This window comes from Limnohabitans sp., assembly GCF_046052765.1.
GTDB lineage: Bacteria > Pseudomonadota > Gammaproteobacteria > Burkholderiales > Burkholderiaceae_C > Limnohabitans.
Genome location: NZ_JAVLFQ010000053.1, coordinates 21,918 through 43,723, shown reverse-complemented (window position 1 = coordinate 43,723; position 21,806 = coordinate 21,918). Strand labels below are relative to the sequence as shown.

Below are 21,806 nucleotides of genomic sequence, written 5' to 3'. Positions count from 1 at the left end.
CAAGCCGATACCATCAGTGCTCCGGGCGTAGAACTGATTTGTACGCCGCCTTTTCTTGTCATTTTCATTCAAAGCAGTCATGAAAAAATACCTTCGTTTGATATTGGAAATACTGTTGGGTATATGCCTTGTGGCGACATCCACACTTGCTTATATGAATTACTCAGCCAAAAAGCATTTGCTTGCTGAGGTCGGTGAACTCACCGAACAAATCGGTGAAGCCAAAGAAGCATTGGAAAAAATGCACGACACAGAACCTGCCGCAGATGAACACTCTGCCGAAGCAGGCAGCAGCGCTCAAGAACTGGATGCACTCAAGTCGGCATTTTCAAATGGCGTGGTATTGCAAGATATTGAAATGCTCTACAAAGCACAAAAAGCGCTCAGCGCTGAGAGACAAGTCGGCATGGCCTCCATTCGCCTGCTCACCAAAGGAGCGCAGGACGAAGGCACAGTCGCTGCATTCCAAAAAGCGCTAGAGATGGCTGAATGGAGCAACCGTTTGCAAACGGTGTGTGCCGCGCAAAACGCACTTGCTGCTGCCGGACAAAAAGTCAAGGTCTTATCTGACTGTAAAAAATCCACCGAAAAAGAAGAACCCGGCAAAGATTCGCGCGGCAAAAAAGATGACAAAGCACAGGCGGTGCATTGGGGATATGAAGGTGACAACGGCCCTGAGCACTGGGGTGACAATTTCCCTGTTTGCGGTACTGGCAAAAAACAATCGCCTTTGAACATCATCGGGCCATTTGAAAAATCCAAAGATGTACTGAGTGTGGACTACAAGGATGGTCCATTGAAAATGTTCAACAACGGTCACACCATACAAGTGAATGTAGAGCCGGGCAGCACCCTGACCATCAACAAGGAAAGTTATGACCTGCTGCAATTCCATTTCCATCGTCCCTCAGAAGAACAAGTCGATGGAAAAAATTCAGCGATGGTGGCTCACTTTGTACATAAGAGCAAAGACGGTAAGTTAGCTGTCATCGGGGTTCTACTCAATGAAGGCAAGGACAATGCTGCCATTAAAACTTTGTGGGCGAACTTGCCACCCAAAGAAGGCGAAGAATTCCTGCCCGAGAAAGTCAGCTTCAACCCTGGCAATATGCTGCCCAAAGAACTGGGGTTTTATAACTACGAAGGTTCTCTCACTACCCCTCCTTGTACCGAAGGTGTGCAGTTTTATATTATGAAGAAACCCATGGATATTTCCAAGGATCAAGTGGGTAAATTTCCGTTCAAGTTGAATGCACGTCCAGTACAAAGCCTGAATGGCCGCAAGATCAACGCTGGCGGTTGATATACGTTTGACGAAAAAAGCCTGCAATGCGTTGCAGGCTTTTTTCATGGGTGAGGCCATTGCGTTTGAAAAACGACTGAACCAGAACATGACTTCTTGGTTCAGCGCGGCATGCCAGGAAACCCGCCCATGCCTTTCATTCCCCCCAGTTTTTTCATCATCTTCATCAAGCCACCGCCGCGCATTTTCTTCATCATGTCTTGCATTTGACCGAATTCATTGAGCAAGCGATTGACCTCCTGCACTTGCACGCCAGCGCCTGCAGCAATACGGCGCTTGCGTGTGGCTTTGATGATGTCCGGTTTGGCTCGCTCGTAGGGCGTCATGCTATGGATAATGCCTTGCTTTTTCACCATTTCTTTTTCGGCTCGGTTCAAGTCCACGTCTTTGGCCTTGGCCGCGATCTGTCCCGGCATTTTTTCCATGAGGCTTGATAAACCGCCCATTTGTTTCATTTGCTGAATCTGCGACAAGAAGTCATTCAAATCAAACACGTCGCCGCTTTTGAACTTGGCAGCCATTTTTTCTGCGGCCTGCATATCCACATTGGCTGTGACTTGCTCGACTAAGGCCACGATATCGCCCATGCCGAGCATGCGACCGGCGTGACGTTCGGCGTCAAAGGCTTCCAGTCCATCTATTTTTTCACTGGTACCTGCAAATTTGATCGGGGCACCAGTGATCTGACGCACCGACAATGCGGCGCCACCTCTTGAATCACCATCTGTCTTTGTTAGCACAATGCCGGTCAGTGGCAATGCTTCTTTGAATGCTTTGGCCGTGTTGATGGCATCTTGGCCTAACATCGCATCCACGACAAACAAGGTCTCCACAGGATGCACCGCCTCATGTATGGCACGAATTTCATGCATCAAGGCTTCATCAATCGCCAACCTACCCGCGGTATCAATCAGCAACACATCAAAATAATGTTTGCGCGCATAGTCCAACGCAGCCATGGCGATGTCGACCGGTAGTTGGCTGGGGTCACTTGAAAACCATTCAGCCCCAGCCTGCGCGGTTACGCTTTTCAATTGCTCAATGGCTGCAGGACGGTAGACGTCAGCCGATACGGTCAAGACCTTTTTCTTTCGTTTGCTGATGAGGTGTTTGGCGAGTTTGGCTGTGGTGGTGGTTTTTCCTGCGCCTTGCAAACCCGCCATCAAAATCACGGCGGGCGGTTGCGCCGCCAAATTGATATCAGATACGCCTTCTCCCATGGTTGCGCTGAGTTCGCGCTGAACAATACTCACCAGAACCTGCCCTGGAGTCAAAGACCCTATGACCTCTTGACCCAGCGCCTTGTCTTTGACTCGGCCAATAAAGTCACGCACCACCGGCAAGGCCACGTCAGCTTCAAGCAACGCCATGCGTACCTCACGCAACATGTCTGAAACATTGGACTCGGTGATGCGAGCCTGCCCGCTGATCTGACGGACAACGCGGGAGAGTTTGTCGCTGAGTGTGCTTGCCATCATCAATACCTTGCCAAGAAACTTGCCATAAAGAAAACCCAAGCAGTCAGCGAAACGCTAAACTGTCTTCATGATTGTATTCAGCGCTTCCCATTTCAGTCTGGTCTGGGGCCTAGTGGCCGCTGTGGCTTATGCGCTTGGCGCATTGTTCGGCGGTAGATTATCTTCACAGCAAAGCCGCAATTACTTGTGGTTGATTTCTCTTTTTCATGGCTTGAGCGTGCTTGCCAGCCTGATTCCGATGGAAGATGAACTGGCACATTTCGGTTTTGCAGCAGCCTTGTCCGCCACGGCATGGCTGGTTCTGCTGGTCTATACGATTGAGCATCACTGGTTCCCGCAAATGCAAACCCGCTGGCTGATGTCCGGTGTCGGTATGGTGGCTGTCATTCTGCCTTTGCTGTTTCCAGGCCAGGCATTGCACAGCACTTCTTCAGCCTGGCTTCCATTTCACTGGATGCTGGGCATGGCTTCTTATGCTTTGTTTGCTGCCGCGGTGGTGCATGCCAGCCTGATGAACCGCGCTGAACGACAAATACGGCTTGGCGCTGTCGACCCCACGGGTCTTCCATTGATGACTTTAGAAAGGTTGACATTCCGCTTTGTCAACATCGGCTTTGGATTGTTGACGGCCACCTTGCTGGCTGGTTGGCTTTTTGGAGAACAGCTTTATGGACCAGACAAGGCGCTGCGCCTAGACCACAAAACCTTGTTCGCCTTTCTGGCTTGGTTGGTATTTTTAGTACTGATAGGGGGACGCCGCTACCGCGGTTGGCGTGGATCACTGGCCGTGCGTACGCTTTATATCGGCGCTTTTCTACTGCTGCTGTCTTACGCTGGCTCGCGCTTTGTGACTGAGGTTTTACTAGGCCGTCATTTATGAAATACCTGATCCTGCTGGGCCTCATTTTTGCTGTGATCATGTGGTTTAAGTTCAGTCGTCCCAACAGATCAAACCAAGATACCTCAGAATCACCGAGTCAACCTGAGCACATGGTTCGTTGCGCCCATTGCGCTGTGCACTTGCCAGAACATGAAGCGATCACCTCACGCCAGGCCGCTTACTGTAGCGTGGAACATCGCGACTTGGCAGAAGGCTAAAGCCCATGAGCAGTCCTGATTTCTGGCAAAACGGATGGTACAGATTTGCCCGTAGATTGGCTTCTCCCAATTTTGGGCCTCGTCCTGTGGGCGTCGACGTAGACCTGGTGGTGATACATGCCATCAGCCTTCCCCCTGGTCTTTACGCTGGCAACCATGTTGAAGATTTCTTTAACAACACATTGGACCATTGCGCACACCCCTACTTTGAAACCTTGATCGATGTGAAAGTGTCTTCGCATTTCTATATTCGCCGCGGTGGTGAGTTGATGCAATTTGTCAGTTGTGAAGACCGCGCATGGCATGCAGGTGAATCCCATCACCTTGGACGAAGCAATTGCAATGATTTTTCAATCGGCATTGAACTTGAAGGACTTGATGGGGAAAACTTCACCCAAGAACAATACGAAAGTTTGACTGCACTTTTGCCATTGGTTCAATTGCAATATCCCATCCAACACATCACAGGGCATGAACATATTGCGCCGGGTAGAAAAAAAGACCCTGGCAATGCTTTTTCTTGGCGTTTTTTGCAACAAAGTTTGGGATGGGCGGATAGGTATTTTCCTGAATAAGATGAATTTCAACATTGAATTCAAGTCCAGGTTAAATCTAAATGAAGCAAAATTCTTTCAAAAGCACCGCTTATAAAAAAAAATTCCAAAAATACACGAAACACTACGTGTAGTGTGTTGAAAAGAGTTACGACCCCATATATAGTGTGGGGTGTGCACATTTGTGACGCACTCCCCCATTCAGCTGAACAAAAAAAATAAGAAGACACCAAAAGCATTCATGCTCCCACAGGATTTAAAAAAGATGCAAATTGCCTCAACAAAAACACATGTCACGCCCGTTCTCAAATCAGCCGACATTGACCACGCCTCGCAAGCCTCATTGATTTCCTCCTTAAGCCAGTACCAGATCATTCGCCGCAATGGTGGCGTTGTTCCCTTTGAACCGGCCAAAATCGCTGTGGCAATGATGAAAGCGTTTTTGGCAGTGCACGGCACCCAGGGTGCGGCCTCTGCCAGTGTGAGAGAGACAGTGGATCAACTCACTCAAACCGTGACTCGCGCACTTATGCGTTCGCGTCCGGGTGGCGGCACATTCCACATCGAAGATGTTCAGGACCAAGTGGAACTCGGACTGATGCGCGGTAGCCACCACGAAGTTGCTCGTGCCTATGTGCTTTACCGCGAACGCCGTACCCAGGAACGCGCCACGCAAAAAGATGTTCCTCAAAATCAAGGGCCTGTTTTACATGTACTCATCGACGGACAGCGTGTGGTTCTCGACACCGTTCGATTAGAGAAACTCATCGCTGCTGCTTGTGAAAACCTCGGAGACGATGTAACTGCTGCCCCTATTCTTTCGGAAACAATGCGTAATTTGTACGATGGCATCCCCATGGAAGAGGTGCACAAAGCCTCGGTATTGGCAGCCAGGACGCTGATTGAAAAAGAACCAGGCTATACCTTTGCCACCGCTCGCCTGCTGATGTATTCAATCACCAAGGAAGTGTTGGGCCAAGAAGCTACCCACGCAGAAATGGCAGGACACTACCAGAGAACTTTTTCAGAGTTTTTGAACAAGGGCGTGGACAACGATTTGCTTGATCCACGTTTACTGCAGTTTGACTTGCCTCGCTTGGCCAAAGCACTCAAGCCAGAGCGCGACTTTCAATTTGACTATTTAGGTCTGCAAACTTTGTATGACCGCTACTTCTTACATGTGCGCAAACAGCGTATTGAATTACCGCAATCATTTTTCATGCGGGTCGCCATGGGTTTGTCACTCTATGAAGTCAACCGTGAAGAGCGCGCGATAGAGTTTTACGAAGTGCTATCCTCTTTTGACTTCATGTCCAGTACACCCACTTTGTTCAACAGCGGAACTACCCGACCACAACTATCTAGTTGCTACCTAACTACCGTGCCTGATGATTTAGATGGCATCTATGAATCAATCAAAGAAAACGCGTTGCTTTCCAAATTTGCAGGTGGACTAGGCAACGACTGGACCCGGGTACGCGCTTTGGGCAGCCATATCAAAGGCACCAACGGCGAATCTCAGGGCGTGGTTCCCTTTCTTAAAGTGGTCAATGACACGGCCGTCGCAGTCAACCAAGGCGGCAAGCGCAAGGGAGCGGTGTGCACTTACCTCGAAACATGGCATTTGGACATTGAAGAGTTTTTGGAATTGCGCAAAAACACCGGCGATGACCGGCGCCGTACGCATGACATGAATACAGCCAACTGGATTCCTGACTTGTTCATGCGCCGTGTCATGGAAAAAGGGGAATGGACTCTGTTTTCACCTTCTAACACGCCTGATTTACACGACAAATTTGGTGCCGAGTTTGAAAAAGCCTACACAGCTTATGAAGCCAAAGCACGGGAAGGTTTGATCAAACCTAGCAAAACTGTCCAGGCCACCGACTTGTGGCGCAAGATGCTGACGATGCTGTTTGAAACTGGCCATCCTTGGATCACTTTCAAAGATGCTTGTAATGTGCGGTCCCCACAGCAGCATTCAGGCGTGGTGCATTCCTCCAATCTGTGCACAGAAATCACCCTCAATACCAGTGATGCGGAAACCGCTGTCTGTAACCTCGGTTCGGTCAACTTGGTTCGCCACCTCAAGCAAGGCGCTAACGGCAATGAGTTGGACCACGACAAACTCAAACGCACCATCACCATTGCGATGCGTATGTTGGACAACGTGATTGATATCAACTACTACGCAGTCAAAAAGGCCAGGGATTCCAACTTGCGGCATCGTCCGGTCGGTATGGGCATCATGGCTTTCCAAGACTGTTTGTATGAATTGCATATTCCTTATGCTTCACAAGCAGCGGTCGAATTTGCAGACCGATCCATGGAAGCCATTTGCTATTACGCTTACTGGGCATCCACCGAACTGGCACGCGAACGTGGTCGTTACTCTACCTACAAGGGCTCCCTGTGGGACCAAGGCATATTGCCTTTGGACACGCTCAAGCTTTTGGAAAATGCGCGTGGCGGGTACATAGAAGTAGACCGAAGTGTCACACTGGACTGGGATGCATTGCGCCAAAAAATAGCCACTGACGGTATGCGCAATTCAAACTGCGTTGCGATTGCCCCCACCGCCACCATATCCAACATCGTCGGCGTTGATGCTTCCATAGAACCATGCTTTGGCAATTTGTCTGTGAAATCCAATTTGTCAGGTGAATTCACCATCATCAATTCCTATCTTGTGCGAGACCTCAAAAGATTGGGTCTTTGGGACGATGTGATGGTCATGGACCTCAAGCATTTTGATGGTTCCCTACGTCCTATCGACCGTGTGCCTCAAGATCTCAAAGACATGTATGCCACGGCTTTTGAAGTTGAAACACATTGGTTGGTTGAAGCAGCGGCCCGACGTCAAAAATGGATTGATCAAGCCCAGTCACTTAACATTTATATGGCTGGCGCTTCTGGCAAGAAGCTTGATGAAACCTACAAACTCGCCTGGCTCCGCGGTCTTAAAACAACTTATTACCTGCGCACGACCAGTGCGACACAAATTGAGAAATCCACAGTTCAGGCAGGTTCTCATAACGCCGTGTCTTCTGGTAACAGCAATACCGGCTTGAGTGCCATGGAGTTGGCTGCTGCTGCTGCGCGTGCGCAAATGCTTTCAGATACTCCCGCCACCGATGTCAAATTTTGTGGCGTTGATGATCCGACTTGCGAAGCATGCCAATAAAAATTCGCAAGCAGCATTCTTGCTACGAGCGAATTCGATGCAATTCAACAACAATTTGTAAGGCAATAAAGAATGATTCCTTTGCGTTTCATAAGTAAGCACACATAATCAGAAGAATGGAAATACTTTTATGTTGACCTGGGAAGAAGAAGCAAAGCCTGTATCGCCAATCGGCGTAACTATTGGTGACGTTCAAAGTCACCATGATGTCTCACCCTCACCATCTGCACCGCCTGCATCGCGTGTTTTAAATGACGGCGCAGTGCTCCCCACTGCCGCCCATGCTGAGTCCCGCGCTTTCACCTCGTCTGCTCCTACGGCACGTCGTGTCAACGCAGATGACAAACGAATCATCAATGGGCAAACTGATGTCAACCAATTGGTGCCATTCAAATACAAATGGGCCTGGGAAAAATACTTAGCCACCTGTGCCAATCACTGGATGCCACAGGAGGTCAATATGACCCGTGACATCGCTTTGTGGAAAGATCCTAATGGCTTGACTGAGGACGAGCGCCGTATCATCAAGCGCAATCTTGGTTTTTTCGTGACAGCTGATTCACTTGCCGCCAACAATATCGTGTTGGGTACTTACCGCCACATCACAGCGCCTGAGTGTCGTCAGTTTTTACTCAGACAAGCGTTCGAAGAGGCGATCCATACCCATGCCTATCAGTACATTGTTGAATCACTAGGCTTGGACGAAAGTGAGATTTTTAACGCTTACCAAGAAGTTCAGTCCATCCGCGACAAAGACGAATTTCTGATTCCATTCATCAATGCCATCATGGATCCTCAGTTCCATACGGGCACACCAGAAACCGATCAAACCTTATTAAAGTCATTGATTGTGTTTGCTTGTTTGATGGAAGGACTTTTCTTTTACGTCGGCTTTACCCAGATTCTGGCACTGGGTCGTCAAAACAAAATGACTGGTGCTGCAGAGCAATACCAATACATACTGCGTGATGAATCTATGCATTGCAACTTTGGTATTGATTTGATCAACCAGATTAAATTGGAAAACCCGCACTTGTGGAATACTGAGTTCAAATCCGAAATCAATGACTTATTTCGCAAGGCTGTTGAATTGGAATACCGTTATGCAGAAGACACCATGCCGCGTGGTGTGCTCGGTATGAATGCCTCCATGTTTAAGGGCTATTTACGCTATATCGCAAATCGCCGAGCTACCCAAATCGGTCTGGATCCACTGTTTCCTAACGAAGAGAACCCGTTCCCTTGGATGAGCGAAATGATCGACTTAAAAAAGGAACGCAACTTTTTTGAAACCCGTGTCATCGAATACCAAACCGGTGGCGCACTGTCTTGGGATTGAAATTGACATGAACACCATTTGTCCTAAACCCTCGTGGATGCTGCCAACAGTAGCAAAATAAAGGTGTAGGACACACAGCGTTCATGGTGTTGGACCTCGGTTCAGCACCATGAATCACTTGGGCTGAAAAGACCAAGTGTTTTGAACCAACGATCTAAGATCTTGATCTAGGAGAGTATCTAATGGCAACTGCAAAAAAATCCGCTGCAAAAAAACCAGCAGCAAAAAAACCAGCAGCAAAAAAAGCTGCGGCCAAGAAACCTGTCGCTAAAAAAGCAGCAGCTAAAAAACCAGCAGTGAAGAAAAAACCTGCTGCCAAAAAGCCTGTCGCTAAAAAAGCAGCAGCTAAAAAACCTGTCGCAAAAAAAGCAGTAGCTAAAAAGCCAGCAGTGAAGAAAAAACCTGCTGCCAAAAAGCCAGCAGCTAAAAAAGCAGCAGCCAAAAAGCCTGTAGCTAAAAAGGCAGTAGCTAAAAAGGCAGCAGCTAAAAAACCTGCAGCGAAAAAAGCTGTGGCCAAAAAGCCAGCTGCAAAAAAAAAAGTAACAAGTAGCAAGAAGCCTGCAGCTAAACCTGCAGCTAAAAAACCAGCGGCCAAACCGCAAGCAAGCGCTGCAACACATGTTGTTGCACATGTGGCTCAAACCACATTAAATCCTCAGGCAGCTTGGCCCTTTCCAACAGCGACCAAGCCCTGAACAAGCGATTGACGTTTGTTTCCAACCCGGTGTTCAACAAACACCGGGTTTTTTATGTCAGCGTATAGTTTTGCGGACCGCGGCTTGCTATTTTGATAGCGCCTATTTTGTTACCTAGCTCTGCACAACGTAGCAAATCCCAATCCTGATCCAGACCAAACAACAAAGCACTGCGCCATGCGTCTCCGCAACCTGTGGGGTCTACGACCGCAATAGCTTGTACAGGTGGCACTGACTGCATCTGACCTTGTTGCCAAACCTCACAACCGTTGGCACCTAAAGTGACCACCAGTCCTTTGACTTTGGCTGAGATGGCTGCGCTGTCAAGTCCAGTGCGGTCTGACAGCATTTTTCCTTCGTAATCATTCACAGTGACCCAAGTCGCCAAATCAATAAATTGCCGCAACTCTTCGCCATTAAACATAGGTAATCCTTGGCCGGGATCAAAAACAAACGGTATGCCTGCAGCTGCAAACTGTTGGGCATGTTGCAACATGGCGTCGCGTCCATCTGGTGAGACGATTCCTAGACTGATATCAGATCGTTTTTCCACGCTTGTGATGTGTGCTTGCATCATGGCGCCAGGATGGAAAGCGGTAATCTGGTTATTGTCTAAATCAGTCATGATCATGGCTTGTGCTGTGTATTCATCAGCAACCATCTTCACAAAATCTGTTGAGATGCCTAGATGCTTGAGGCGATTGAGGTAGGTTTCACCATCGTTTCCTAAGGTTGCCATGGGCAAGGCATGACCACCTAATAATTTCAATCCGTAAGCTATGTTGCCCGCACATCCGCCGAAATCTCGCTGCAACCGAGGAACCAAAAAGGACACATTCAAAATATGCAGTTGCTCTGGCAAGATTTGTTCTTTAAACCGTCCTTCGAAATGCATGATGGTGTCAAACGCCAACGATCCACAAATTACTACTGCCATAGGTCAATCCAATCAAAAATTTAAGGATAAAAAAGTAAAGCCTTGTAGCCGTCAATTGTCGACGATAGTTCGGGTTCAACAGTAAAACTCAATGAAAAAACATGACTGCCTATCGGCCGTAATGTTTCATGAAACCCAAGTTGATCTGCAGAAATCACTTTACGCACCCGCACAGCATCATCACTGGTCAAGGACAACTCTAAAGCCGGCGGCATGATGACACCTTGACTTGAGTTTTTAATAACGCCATCAAATACAAATGTATTTTTTTCAATCCGTCTAAAAGTACTGGACTCCATTGAAACCAGTTCGATATCCATGGGCGCACTAAGCTGGCAATCAATCGGCTTACATAGCCATTGCAATACAGGTTGCAGTTCAGGCACATGAGCACCAATCACATGGCGTTGAAATAAAGTGATTTGCAACAACAAGGCCATCGCTAACAACGACAACAGCCAACTTGCCATTTGTATATCCTGGTACTGGGCCTTTTCAGACATGGCCTCAGCGTGCTCTGGTCTAGACAATGGTTGAGTAAATTCATAAACAGGTTGTGGGTCGTCCATTTCAAATAAATGTTGGTCCACTTGAAAAACATGCTCACATTTGCCACAACTCACCCATCCATCAGCCGTACTCAAATGTTCAGGCAGCACTGAGAAGCCGGTTTGACATTGGGGGCAAAGAGTAACAATGGCCATAGACTTAGCGTGTCAATTTTCAGATGAGATCACATGGATTTGTCAGTCACTTGCCCATGCATCAAAACCCAACCGTCTTGAACGTCTGCCACCTGTAAAGCCATATAAGGTTGGTAGGCTTGTTGAATTTCGTCGACTTGCCTTTGCAAAATCCCTGCAAGTATCAATGCTCCACCAGTCTTCACATGTGCACAAAGTAAAGGTGCCAGCACTTTCAAAGGCGCAGCCAGAATATTGGCCATGACCAAGGGATAGGTCCCTTGGGCCAATTCAGGCAAACCAGCATTCACGAGGACTTGGTTATCAGCAGCGTTGGCCAGTGTGGCTTTGACTGCATCAGGATCAATATCCACTGCGTCAACATGGGTTGCGCCCAACATGGCAGCACCGATGGCCAATATGCCCGAGCCACACCCGTAATCCAATACCCGTTGCGCCCTTGGCGGATGTTGGGCAATCCAGCGCAAGCACATTCTTGTGGTGGGATGTGTGCCCGTACCAAAAGCTAAACCTGGGTCAAGCCGTAAAACCCATTTGGCCTGGGCGGGCACCTGGTGCCAACTGGGCACCACCCAAAATTCATCTGTGATGGACACCGGTTCAAATTGCGACTGAGTCAAACGCACCCAGTCCTGTTCAGCCACCTCGTCCACACTTTGTAAACTGCAGTTGTCAAAAAAAGGTTGAAGCGCCAGCAATTTACCCGCTTCTTGAGCAGCTTCGTATGTTGAAAATAATGCGATTACCTGTGAGCGCAACCAACCGGTTGCCGGTGCAGGCATGCCAGGCTCACCAAACAACGCATGTTCTTGATCAGTGTGCGCATCTGCATCTTCAACAGAGACACTGAGCGAATCCAATGCCAATAATGCTTCGCTTATCACCTCGACTTGGTCTTGCGGACAATGCAATCGCAATTCAAACATCAGGATTGACGAACCGCCAGCCATTCTTCCAGGTAATGGATATTGGTGCCGCCGCGGATAAAGCCTGGGTCATTCATTAACTCGCGATGCAACGCAATATTGGTGCTGATACCTTCGACTACCGTCTCTCCCAATGCGGTTCGCATACGCGCCAGAGCATGCTCACGTGTATCGCCATACACAATGATCTTGCCAATCATGGAATCGTAGTTGGAAGGCACGAAGTAATTGGTGTAGACATGCGAATCCACCCGCACACCCGGCCCGCCTGGCGGATGCCACATGGTGATACGACCTGGCGAGGGTGTGAATTTAAAAGGATCTTCGGCATTCACACGGCATTCAATCGCATGTCCTTTGATCTGGATCTGCCGCTGTGTGTAAGGCAACTTCAAACCTGACGCGGTCATGATTTGGGTTTTGACAATATCAACACCCGTGATGAATTCTGTGACAGGGTGTTCTACTTGTACCCGGGTGTTCATCTCAATGAAATAAAACTCGCCGTTTTCATAGAGAAACTCAAAGGTACCGGCGCCGCGATAACCCATTTTTTTACAAGCGGCTACGCAGCGTTCACCGATACGTTCAATCAATTTACGTGCAATCCCGGGTGCGGGCGCTTCTTCGATGACTTTCTGGTGACGTCGCTGCATTGAGCAGTCACGTTCTCCCAGATAAATGGCATTTTTGAAGTTATCTGCCAATATTTGTATTTCGATATGCCTAGGGTTTTGTAAAAACTTTTCCATGTAAACAGCTGGATTGCCAAAAGCCGCCCCGGCCTCGGCCTTGGTGGTTTGAACGGCATGTATCAAGGCTGCTTCGTTGTGCACTACCCGCATACCCCGACCGCCGCCGCCGCCGGCCGCTTTGATGATGACCGGATAACCGACTGATTTGCCGATGCGACGAATCTCTGCAGGATCGTCAGGTAATTCGCCATCTGAGCCGGGTACGCAAGGAACACCAGCCTTGATCATGGCTTGTTTGGCAGATACTTTGTCGCCCATGGTGCGTATGGACTCAGGCGTTGGCCCGATAAATACAAATCCGCTTTTCTCCACCCGTTCGGCAAAGTCGGCGTTTTCACTTAAAAAACCATAGCCAGGATGAATAGCTTGGGCGTCAGTGACTTCAGCGGCAGAAATGATGGCAGGCATGTTCAGGTAACTCTGGGCCGAAGCCGCTGGTCCAATACAAACTGCTTCTTCAGCCAGCTTGACATACTTGGCTTCGCGGTCAGCTTCGGAATACACCACCACGGCCTCAACACCCAGCTCTTTGCAAGCGCGTTGAATGCGCAAAGCAATTTCGCCCCGGTTGGCGATCAGAATCTTTTTAAACATGTCCGGGGATCACTCAATGAGGAAAAGAGATTGGCCATATTCCACGGCTTGGCCGTTGTCCACCATGATTCGGGTGACCGTCCCGCTTTTGTCCGCCTCAATTTCGTTGAGGATTTTCATGGCTTCAATAATACAAATGGTGTCACCCTCGTTGACCAGACTGCCCACCTGTACAAAAGGCTTGGCCTCAGGACTGGACGCGGTATAAAAGGTTCCCACCATGGGAGATTTGACAATGTGACCGCTGATGGCGACGGGCTCTGGCGCAGCAGCAGCTGGAAGTGACGAGGGGTCTGTGGGCGCAGAAGCAACCGGCGCAGCCGCCATCACAGGTGCGGCCACCGTGACGGGCGCGCCCACAGGTCCCTTGACGATACGAACCTTGCCCTCGGCCTCGGTGATTTCAAGTTCTGACACATTGGACTCGGAGACCAAGTCGATCAAAGTTTTAAGTTTTCTTAAATCCATATAACTTGCATTTAATTGCTGTTAATAAGACGCTAATTTACACTATTTTTAATCTGTTGCATCTGCACAAGAAAAACCGAACCCGTTCAACGCCAAGCACTGAAATCACCATCATTGAGTTTACCAAGTTTACGCTGCAACAATTCACCGCGTGAATCTATCACTAAAGTAAACGGCAGACCACCTTCAACATTGCCCAGTGAATTCATCAAAGCCGTGCCATTCAAACCCGCCAAACCTACAGGATATTCTACAGGGTGCTGGCTGAGAAAACGCTTGACCGCACTGGGTTGATCTATTGCCAATCCAATAACTTGCCAGCTTTTAGACTTGTTTTCTTGATAGAAAGCGTTCAATAAAGGCATTTCCTCAATACATGGGGTGCACCAAGTAGCCCAAAAGTTGAGCACCAGAGGACGGTTTTTGAAATCTGCAAGCTTGAGAGGTGCGCCATCAGGCTGTTCAAATTCTGCATTCCACAACGCTTCAAGCATGGCTGGCGGCAGGGATTGAGAACGGCTTCGCCACCAAGCAACGCCGACGCCAGCAACCAAGGCTCCTGCTGCAACCGCAAACAAGGTACGCCGACTTTGGCCGGTAGAGGAAAGTGCACCTATTTCTTGTGTCATGCGGTATTGTCCAACAACTGGCGCAATGCATCGGTATCTCCCCGCATAGGCCTGCCTTGGCTGTCAGGCTGAAGCGCACCACGCAAATCGTCGTAGTCGTAAATCATGAGATGCACCCCGATGTCTTCCTTCAAGGTCGGGCAGCGGCTGTGAATGCTTAAAGCATCAACCACTTCGCCGCGAAATCCATTGACCGCATTGACCTCAAAACGTATCCCTTTATCCAAGAGCATCAACTCAGCCTGTTTGCTGTCATCACAAAACAATTGAATGTGAATATCAGATAGTCTGGTGGCGGTGCCGCGCCAGACGGCGCCACTCAGATAAGGCCTGAATGTCTGTAAACGCTGCATCCACACCAAGGCCATACGGCGCAAGGCCAGTAATTCTTGAGGCTGCGTATCTGCACAAAACAGTTGCACATAGTCGAAGACCTCTTTTTCCAGCATATCGTTGTCCGGCAAGGCCTGGCGCGTCGACAAACCAAGTTCACGCAAGGCGCGGCGCTTGGCCGTACCGAACTCCAAACCCTCCTCCACCACCAAGCGCGCGGCAGTCGCGGCAATTTCCTGTTTGATTTCGCTGGACATGGCCCCTATTGTGCCCGCTTCAAATGCATACAACCGTCGCTGCGAGTCAATACGTCGCGCACTTCTACAATACCTTGCTATGCATATACATATATTAGGCATTTGCGGCACTTTCATGGGCGGCCTGGCCGCACTGGCCCGCGAAGCCGGACACCGAGTTACTGGATGCGATACCGGCGTTTACCCCCCGATGAGCGACCAATTGCGCTCCCTGGGCATTGAATTGATCGAGGGCTACGATGCAACCCAATTGTCTTTGAAGCCTGACATGTTCGTGGTCGGCAATGTGGTGTCGCGCGCACGAACTGCCGACGGTTTACCGCGGTATCCGCTGATGGAAGTTGTTTTGGAAGCTGGTCTGCCCTATACCAGCGGACCGCAATGGCTGAGTGACCATGTACTGTGCGCACCGGCTTTGAATCGGCATGTGCTGGCAGTGGCAGGTACGCACGGCAAAACCACAACCACAGCCATGCTCAGTTGGGTATTGGACCGTGCGGGTTTGACGCCTGGTTTTTTGATAGGTGGCGTACCGCTGAACTTTGGCGTGTCTGCACGCTTGGGCGCTTTGGCGAAAGGTCAAAGCCGTCCGCTGTTTGTGATCGAAGCCGATGAATACGACACTGCGTTTTTCGACAAACGCAGTAAGTTTGTGCATTACCGCCCGCGCACCGCGGTGCTCAACAACCTTGAGTTTGACCACGCGGATATTTTTGACAATCTGGCAGCCATTGAACGTCAGTTTCACCATTTAGTGAGAACCGTGCCCGGCAGCGGTTGCCTGGTTGTCAACACCGAACAGGAAAGTTTAAAACGCGTGCTTGACATGGGCCACTGGAGCCAAGTCGCCAGCTTCGGCGCAGCTGGTGAATGGCAGGCGCAAGGCGAGCCACATGATTTTCAAGTGCTCCGTTTCGGCAAACCCGTGGCACAAGTGAGCTGGTCGTTGAGCGGTGTACACAACCAGATGAATGCGCTGGCTGCCATCGCTGCGGCGACACACATTGGCGTACCACCAGAGCAGGCCGGTGAGGCATTGGCGGGTTTCAACAATGTTAGGCGTCGTATGGAGTTGCGTGGCAGCATAGGTAGCGGTTCAAATGCCATTCATGTGTATGACGATTTCGCCCATCATCCGACTGCGATTCGCACCACCTTGGATGGTTTGCGCCGACGTATCGGTCACGCTCGCCTACTGGCGGTTTTCGAGCCGCGCAGCAACACCATGAAGCTGGGCGCGATGAAATCGCAATTACCTTGGTGTCTGGAACAGGCCGATCTGGCTTTTTGCCACACGGGCGGGCTAGATTGGGACGCCTCTGAAGTGCTTGCAACCATGGGCTCACGCGCCAGCGTGGCAAACACCATAGAGGCGCTGGTTGCTCAGATCAAAGCTGTTGCCAAACCAGGAGATCACATCATTTGCATGAGCAATGGCGGTTTCGGCGGCATACATCAAAAAATACTGGATGCCCTGACACCTTGATTGATTCAAGATGGCCGAGTGGATATTCCTAATGACAGAGATCACAAAAAAACCGGACTTTAAGCTATCCGGTTTTCGTTGCAATAACAGCGAAGACTATTTTTTCAGCTTACGCCGCGTCTTGACACCTTCGTCCAAAACCTTAAGTACTTCCAAGGAATCATCCCATGCCAAACAAGCATCTGTGATGCTTTGACCGTAGACTAAATGCTCTACCTTGTCTTTGCCAGGTGTGAATTTTTGGGCCCCTGGCTGCAAGTGACTTTCCACCATGACGCCGAACACGTGGCGCGAACCGTTAGCGAGTTGAGCAGCAATGTCTTTGGCCACGACCAACTGCCGCTCGTGTTGTTTACTGCTGTTGGCATGACTGCAATCGACCATCAATGTCGCCGGCAATTGAGCTGCCTCCAATTCTTTGCAAGCCAAAGCCACACTGGCTGCGTCATAGTTGGGTGCTTTACCGCCACGCAATATCACGTGACAGTCAGGATTGCCTTGGGTTTGTACGATGGCCACTTGCCCGTTTTTATGCACCGACAAAAAGTGGTGGCCGCGTGCAGCGGCTTGTATCGCATCCGTCGCGATTTTGATATTGCCGTCAGTGCCGTTTTTAAAACCTATGGGCGCAGATAAACCTGAGGCCAGTTCGCGGTGCACCTGGCTTTCCGTGGTGCGAGCGCCGATGGCGCCCCAACTGATCAGGTCCCCAATGTATTGGGGAGAAATCACGTCTAGAAATTCGCTGCCAGCAGGCACACCGGTACGGTTGATTTCGATCAGCAATTGACGCGCAATACGCAAACCTTCGTCGATGCGAAAACTTTCGTCCAGATAGGGATCGTTAATCAGTCCCTTCCAGCCGACTGTGGTGCGCGGTTTTTCGAAATAAACACGCATGACGATTTCCAAAGTATCTTTGTATTTTTCGCGCTCTGCTTTCAATCGACGCGCATATTCGAGGGCAGCAGCGGGGTCGTGAATGGAACAGGGGCCCATCACGACCAATAGGCGGTCGTCTTTACCAGCCATGATTTTGGCAATGCGCTGGCGCGTTTGTCCTATCAGTTTTTCGACAGCGGTTCCAGCAATGGGGAAGAAGCGGATCAAATGTTCGGGTGGCGGCAGCACGGTGATGTCCTTGATGCGTTGGTCGTCAGTCTGGCTGGTCTGGTCATCGATCGGTGCATAAGCATCTTTGGGATGGGATTTCATGAAAGACTCCTCGGTCTACAACTGTTGAAATACAAATTCGGCCACAAAAAAAAACCGCCGGGGACCGGCGGTAGGTTGGGGAGTTCAGAGCGTTGTTTGCGTTCAGACCTCTCGACCGCCGGTGGGGCGTGAGAAATAAAAGTAAGCAAAATGGAAACGCAATGAATTCATAGGCTTAAATGTAGCACACGCATCAAGTCAGTCATCAGGCCGTGCCACCTACAGTCAAGCCGTCGATACGCAAGGTTGGCTGACCCACACCAACTGGCACGCTCTGGCCTTCTTTGCCACAAGTGCCCACCCCGGGGTCAAGCGCCATGTCGTTGCCAATCATGCTGACACGGGTCAGCGCATCTGGGCCGTTACCCACCAACGTTGCACCCTTGACAGGGTATTTGATTTTTCCGTTTTCCACCCAATACGCTTGGCTGGCAGAAAACACAAACTTGCCTGAAGTGATGTCAACCTGACCGCCGCCGAAATTGGTGGCATACAAACCTTTTTTGATACTGGCGACAATTTCAGCGGGGTCTTTGTCGCCGCCCAGCATGTAAGTATTGGTCATGCGCGGCATGGGCACATGTGCATAGCTTTCGCGACGTCCGTTGCCTGTCGGAGCCACACCCATGAGACGCGCATTCATGCTGTCCTGAATATAGGCTTTCAATATGCCGTCTTCAATCAATACATTGCGCTGACTGGCGTTACCTTCATCATCTACATTGAGCGAACCGCGACGATCGGCAATGGTGCCGTCGTCCAACACGGTGACGCCTTTGGCTGCCACTCGCTGTCCGATACGGCCGCTGAAAGCGCTGGAGCCTTTTCGGTTGAAGTCACCTTCTAGGCCGTGGCCGATAGCTTCATGCAACAAAATACCAGGCCACCCCGAACCCAAGACCACCGTCATTTCACCTGCAGGCGCAGGTTGTGCCTGCAAATTGGTCAACGCTGCGTTCACCGCTTCGTCCACATAACGCGTCAAGCAATCGGCATCAAAATGCGCCAGACCAAAGCGGCCGCCACCGCCAGCAGAACCACTTTCACGCCGACCCTTTTCCTCCACAATGACGTTCAACGACAAACGCACCAACGGACGAACATCAGCCGCCAAGGTGCCATCGGCACGTGCTACCAGGACCACGTCGTATTCGCTGGCCAAACCGGCCATGACTTGCACCACACGCGGGTCTTTGGCCCGCGCTTGTTGCTCTAGTCGCTCGAGCAAATTGACTTTGGCAGTGCTGTCCAAACTGGCGATCGGATCGTTGTCGCGGTACAGGCTACGCGCAGAGGCTATGCGACGACTCGGGACTTGGGTGCTAGCGTTATGACCAGCAGCGGCAATGCTGCGCACCGTGTGTGCTGCGTCCATCAACGACGCCATGGAAATATCGTCCGAATAAGCGAAAGCCGTTTTTTCACCGCTGACCGCTCGCACGCCTACGCCTTGGTCAATACTGAAGGAGCCGGTTTTGACAATACCCTCTTCCAAGCTCCAACCCTCTGAACGGGTGTATTGAAAATACAAATCAGCATCGTCAATCCGATGGGCTCGGATGGCAGACAAAGCTTGTGTCAAATGGCTTTCGTCCAGACCGTAGGGCGTGAGCAAAAGGCTTTGGGCGATGGCCAGGCGTTCGAGGGTAGGTTCGTGTGAAATCATTTGCACATTGTAGAAGCCGGTCATTCAACAGCGTTTTGACAGGTTATTCATTGAAAAACCCGTTTGCACAAGCTTTCAGCCCATGCCCACAATCTACAGACGTGGATGAAATCTACTCAGGCCTGTTGTACCTGACGGATGAACTCGAGCATCTTGCTGTCGTCCATGTCAGCCATCCCTTGCTCGCAAGCTTGCTTGAATGCCTGGGCGGTCAAGTCACCCAGGCACCCGTCAAAACCGGCTTCATGGGCCGCATCCATGGCCAATCGGGTGTCTTTGGCCAGCAAACGCATGTGTGAGCCGACAGACGTGTCTGCTGCAAACACACGGCGCAAGCGGTCTGAGCCTATCCAGCTTTGTCCGCTGGAACGCTCTATCAAAGACAAGGCGATTTCTGTGTCCAGCCCCATTTTTTCGGCCAACACCATGGCTTCACAAGCGCCAACCAGGTTGATACCAGCAAGCAGGTTATTCACCAGTTTCACCCTGGCGCCATCGCCAACACGGTGGCTGATGAGGACGCATTTGTCAGACAAGGTTTGCAACAAGGCCTCTTGGGCAGACAACACAGCCGCTGGGGCTGCGAGCATCAGACTCATGGTGCCGTTGGCTGCCCGCAGCGGACCGCCGGACATCGGGGCATCCACCATGGCTACGCCAATGGCCTGCAATTGCTTGTCAAAGCTTTCGGTTTGCGCCGGCGCCATGGTCGGGCACATGATCACGGTTTGTCCAGTTGTTAATCCGGACAACAGTCCGTCAGAGCCGGCGAAAACTTGCTCAACCTCAACAGCATCAATCACGCACACTATCACCACATCGGTCACACGTGCCACTTCTGCAGCGCTGCCATGGCCATGCGCGCCCACAGACTGCAACGCGTCTTGCTTGGCCGCATCCAAGTCGTGGACATGTACAGGCCAGCCCGTCTGTAATAAGCGGTGGGCCATGCCAGCACCCATGTTGCCGGTGCCCACGATACCAACAGGTTTTTTCAAGATTGCACCAATTGTTTAGCTTTGGCTACTGACAACAATATGCCGATGCCAAAGCCCAATGTGACCATGGCCGTACCACCGTAACTGATGAAAGGCAATGGCACACCAACCACTGGCAAGATGCCACTGACCATGCCCATGTTCACAAATGCATAAGTGAAGAAAATCAAGGTGACGCTGCCCGCCAGCAAACGGGTAAACAAGGTGGGGCCTTCCATGGCGATGGCCAGGCCACGCAACACCAAAAATACAAAACCAATGATCAACAACAAATTACCCAGCAATCCAAACTCTTCTCCATAAGCGGCAAAAATAAAATCTGTGGTGCGTTCAGGTATGAAGTCCAAATGGGTTTGCGTGCCTTGCATGAACCCCTTGCCAAAAAATCCGCCTGATCCAATGGCAATCATGCCCTGAATAATGTGAAAACCCTTGCCCAAGGGATCGCGCCATGGATCCAGCAAGGTGCAAATCCGCTGTCTTTGGTATTCGCGCATCATGGGCCAGTTGACATCATCTGCGCACAGCGAAGCTTCGAAAATCACCAGAAACACCACGCCCGCCAAACCAATCAGCAGGGGAGGAATAATCCATTTCCAACCCAGTCCAGCAAAGTACAGCACATACAGACCGGCAGATAAAACCAAAATAGCTGTACCCAAATCGGGCTGTCTGGCAATCAACCCCACCGGCATGATCAGCAATACTGTCGCAGCCAAAAAATCCAGCGACCGCAACTGGCCTTCTCGCTTTTGAAACCACCAAGCCAGCATCAATGGCATGCCAATCTTCATGATTTCACTGGGCTGGATAACGATGCCTATATTGAGCCAGCGGCGAGCGCCATTTTTGGTCAAGCCAAACAAAGCCACTGCCACCAGCAAAGCCAGTCCAACCGTATAAACAGGCACTGCAAATGTCATCAACCGTTGGGGCGGGATTTGCGCCACCACAAACATGATGCAAAAAGCCAAGCTCAAATTTCGGGCATGGTCCCAAAACCGCATGCCGTTGGCATAGCCAGAGGCGAACATCGTGATCAGGCCAGCCAGCGCCAACAATCCCACAGCCAATATCAGTTGACCGTCAAATCCACGCAACACATGCGTGAATTGACGCAACATATAAGGTTTTTCATAACTGAATGCCATGTTGGAATTATCAACGTATTCTGAAAGGTGGCCGAC

The 21,806-nt window shown here is 50.3% G+C and carries 20 protein-coding genes and 1 pseudogene; 8 read left to right on the top strand and 13 right to left on the bottom strand.

Annotated elements, in window-relative coordinates; translation table 11 throughout:
* Positions 1–154 precede the first annotated feature (154 nt).
* A complete protein-coding gene (locus AC9UG7_RS07050; RefSeq protein ID WP_509585988.1) occupies positions 155–1,303 on the top strand; it encodes a carbonic anhydrase in 1,149 nt (382 codons plus the stop codon).
* A 101-nt stretch (positions 1,304–1,404) separates the two neighbouring features.
* On the opposite strand, the gene ffh is transcribed toward AC9UG7_RS07050, so the two are convergent.
* A complete protein-coding gene (gene ffh, locus AC9UG7_RS07045; RefSeq protein WP_509585986.1) occupies positions 1,405–2,778 on the bottom strand; it encodes a signal recognition particle protein in 1,374 nt (457 codons plus the stop codon).
* 70 nt (positions 2,779–2,848) lie between these two features.
* On the opposite strand from ffh, the gene AC9UG7_RS07040 reads away from it, so the two are divergent.
* The 6 genes from AC9UG7_RS07040 (at position 2,849) to AC9UG7_RS07015 (ending at position 9,651) form a co-directional block, all read left to right on the top strand.
* A complete protein-coding gene (locus AC9UG7_RS07040) occupies positions 2,849–3,661 on the top strand; it encodes a cytochrome C assembly family protein (protein WP_509585984.1) in 813 nt (270 codons plus the stop codon).
* A complete protein-coding gene (locus tag AC9UG7_RS07035; protein ID WP_509585982.1) occupies positions 3,658–3,879 on the top strand; it encodes a PP0621 family protein in 222 nt (73 codons plus the stop codon). The genes AC9UG7_RS07040 and AC9UG7_RS07035 overlap by 4 nt, the downstream gene beginning before the upstream one ends.
* A 5-nt stretch (positions 3,880–3,884) precedes the next feature.
* Positions 3,885–4,454 carry a 1,6-anhydro-N-acetylmuramyl-L-alanine amidase AmpD gene (ampD, locus tag AC9UG7_RS07030; RefSeq protein ID WP_509585980.1) on the top strand — a complete coding sequence of 190 codons (570 nt, stop codon included), beginning with the start codon at positions 3,885–3,887 and terminating at the stop codon, positions 4,452–4,454.
* Between the two features lie 244 nt (positions 4,455–4,698).
* Positions 4,699–7,617 carry a ribonucleoside-diphosphate reductase subunit alpha gene (locus AC9UG7_RS07025; protein WP_509585979.1) on the top strand — a complete coding sequence of 973 codons (2,919 nt, stop codon included), beginning with the start codon at positions 4,699–4,701 and terminating at the stop codon, positions 7,615–7,617.
* Positions 7,618–7,747: 130 nt separating this feature from the next.
* A complete protein-coding gene (locus tag AC9UG7_RS07020) occupies positions 7,748–8,956 on the top strand; it encodes a ribonucleotide-diphosphate reductase subunit beta (RefSeq protein ID WP_509585977.1) in 1,209 nt (402 codons plus the stop codon).
* Positions 8,957–9,138: 182 nt separating this feature from the next.
* Entirely contained in the window at positions 9,139–9,651 is a 513-nt protein-coding gene (locus AC9UG7_RS07015; RefSeq protein WP_509585975.1) for a histone H1-like DNA-binding protein, read from the top strand.
* A gap of 52 nt (positions 9,652–9,703) precedes the next feature.
* On the opposite strand, the gene AC9UG7_RS07010 is transcribed toward AC9UG7_RS07015, so the two are convergent.
* The 8 genes and pseudogenes from AC9UG7_RS07010 to AC9UG7_RS06975 all read right to left on the bottom strand — a co-directional run bounded on the left by AC9UG7_RS07010 (position 9,704) and on the right by AC9UG7_RS06975 (position 15,254).
* Positions 9,704–10,588 carry a carbohydrate kinase family protein gene (locus AC9UG7_RS07010; RefSeq protein ID WP_509585973.1) on the bottom strand — a complete coding sequence of 295 codons (885 nt, stop codon included), beginning with the start codon at positions 10,586–10,588 and terminating at the stop codon, positions 9,704–9,706.
* Positions 10,589–10,608: 20 nt separating this feature from the next.
* Positions 10,609–11,157 (bottom strand): DUF3426 domain-containing protein, encoded by a 549-nt coding sequence (locus AC9UG7_RS07005; protein WP_509586078.1) that lies wholly within the window; start codon positions 11,155–11,157, stop codon positions 10,609–10,611.
* A gap of 30 nt (positions 11,158–11,187) precedes the next feature.
* Positions 11,188–11,292 (bottom strand): annotated as a pseudogene (locus AC9UG7_RS07000) (zinc-ribbon domain-containing protein); the annotation flags it as partial.
* Positions 11,293–11,321: 29 nt separating this feature from the next.
* Positions 11,322–12,218 (bottom strand): 50S ribosomal protein L11 methyltransferase, encoded by an 897-nt coding sequence (prmA, locus tag AC9UG7_RS06995; protein ID WP_509585971.1) that lies wholly within the window; start codon positions 12,216–12,218, stop codon positions 11,322–11,324.
* Positions 12,218–13,567 (bottom strand): acetyl-CoA carboxylase biotin carboxylase subunit, encoded by a 1,350-nt coding sequence (gene accC, locus AC9UG7_RS06990; protein ID WP_509585969.1) that lies wholly within the window; start codon positions 13,565–13,567, stop codon positions 12,218–12,220. Before accC ends, prmA begins: the two co-directional genes overlap by 1 nt.
* A 9-nt stretch (positions 13,568–13,576) precedes the next feature.
* Positions 13,577–14,035, bottom strand: a complete 459-nt coding sequence (accB, locus tag AC9UG7_RS06985; protein WP_509585967.1) for an acetyl-CoA carboxylase biotin carboxyl carrier protein — start codon at positions 14,033–14,035, stop codon at positions 13,577–13,579.
* Between the two features lie 86 nt (positions 14,036–14,121).
* Complete coding sequence (locus AC9UG7_RS06980; RefSeq protein WP_509585965.1) at positions 14,122–14,664, bottom strand: TlpA disulfide reductase family protein; 543 nt, start codon at positions 14,662–14,664, stop codon at positions 14,122–14,124.
* Positions 14,661–15,254: a hypothetical protein gene (locus AC9UG7_RS06975; RefSeq protein WP_509585963.1), complete on the bottom strand. Its 594-nt coding sequence runs from the start codon at positions 15,252–15,254 to the stop codon at positions 14,661–14,663. Before AC9UG7_RS06975 ends, AC9UG7_RS06980 begins: the two co-directional genes overlap by 4 nt.
* A gap of 79 nt (positions 15,255–15,333) precedes the next feature.
* Here AC9UG7_RS06975 and mpl point away from each other — a divergent pair, with 79 nt between their 5' ends.
* Positions 15,334–16,740: a UDP-N-acetylmuramate:L-alanyl-gamma-D-glutamyl-meso-diaminopimelate ligase gene (gene mpl / locus AC9UG7_RS06970; protein ID WP_509585961.1), complete on the top strand. Its 1,407-nt coding sequence runs from the start codon at positions 15,334–15,336 to the stop codon at positions 16,738–16,740.
* A gap of 96 nt (positions 16,741–16,836) precedes the next feature.
* Here mpl and AC9UG7_RS06965 read toward each other — a convergent pair whose 3' ends face one another.
* The 4 genes from AC9UG7_RS06965 to rodA form a co-directional block, all read right to left on the bottom strand.
* Positions 16,837–17,955: a 3-deoxy-7-phosphoheptulonate synthase gene (locus AC9UG7_RS06965; RefSeq protein WP_509585959.1), complete on the bottom strand. Its 1,119-nt coding sequence runs from the start codon at positions 17,953–17,955 to the stop codon at positions 16,837–16,839.
* Between the two features lie 205 nt (positions 17,956–18,160).
* On the bottom strand, positions 18,161–19,621 hold the full coding sequence (gene tldD / locus AC9UG7_RS06960; protein ID WP_509586074.1) for a metalloprotease TldD: 1,461 nt from the start codon (positions 19,619–19,621) through the stop codon (positions 18,161–18,163).
* A gap of 116 nt (positions 19,622–19,737) precedes the next feature.
* Complete coding sequence (locus tag AC9UG7_RS06955) at positions 19,738–20,619, bottom strand: NAD(P)-dependent oxidoreductase (RefSeq protein WP_509585957.1); 882 nt, start codon at positions 20,617–20,619, stop codon at positions 19,738–19,740.
* On the bottom strand, positions 20,616–21,770 hold the full coding sequence (gene rodA / locus AC9UG7_RS06950; protein WP_509585955.1) for a rod shape-determining protein RodA: 1,155 nt from the start codon (positions 21,768–21,770) through the stop codon (positions 20,616–20,618). The genes AC9UG7_RS06955 and rodA overlap by 4 nt, the downstream gene beginning before the upstream one ends.
* Between the last annotated feature and the right edge of the window lie 36 nt (positions 21,771–21,806).